This window comes from Vibrio sp. 811, assembly GCF_033339195.1.
In genome coordinates this window covers 1-607 of the sequence record NZ_JAWOUB010000599.1, presented here as the reverse complement: position 1 = coordinate 607, position 607 = coordinate 1, and the positions used below count along the sequence as shown (strand labels likewise).

Sequence of the window (607 nt, the reverse complement as noted above, 5' to 3'; positions counted from 1 at the left end):
CGTCACGCTGTTATTTGCCACACCCAAACGCTCTGACACATCCAGCAGCGCGTTTTGCCACGTGTAATGGATAGACCAATAAATCGTAATACCGATCAGCGCTATCAACGTAAGAAAGATCGGTGCAGAGGTTAAAATCAATAAGCGATAACGCACCATGGTTTTAAAACGGTGCGTCCATTTCGACAATCCTTTGTGCTGCTGCCAGTTAGTCGGCATATCCCTCATCCTCAGAATCCCATTCTTTGTATTTGCGTTCTAACGTCTTGCGGGCAACGCCTAAGTCGCGCGCCGCTGCCGATTTATTGCCTTCATGCAAATTAACGACTTGTTTGATGTGCGCTTTCTCGACTTCTTTTAAAGTCCAATTGTTTGGGTAGCCTTCGCCAGTAAATTCTTTGCCTTCTCTAAAAGTTGGTAACTCGGCGGAGTGAGAAACGGTAATCGAAACATTAGGCAGAGAATGACCACCGTTCAGCTCTCGCCAGTAATGTGCTGGTGGCTTACCAAGCAAAATGCAGCGCTCGATGAGGTTCTTCAGCTCACGAATGTTGCCCGGCCAATCGTATTCACTCATGGCTTCCATGTCTTCGTGCGCCCATTTGGG

The 607-nt window shown here is 47.8% G+C and carries 1 protein-coding gene and 1 pseudogene; both read right to left on the bottom strand.

What is annotated here, in order from left to right:
• A pseudogene (locus tag R7Q46_RS28315) lies at positions 1-219 on the bottom strand (two-component sensor histidine kinase); the annotation flags it as partial.
• Positions 209-607, bottom strand: a 399-nt coding sequence (locus R7Q46_RS28310) for a helix-turn-helix domain-containing protein (RefSeq protein ID WP_318078459.1), incomplete at its 5' end; no start/stop codon positions are given. The gene R7Q46_RS28310 and the pseudogene R7Q46_RS28315, both read right to left, overlap by 11 nt.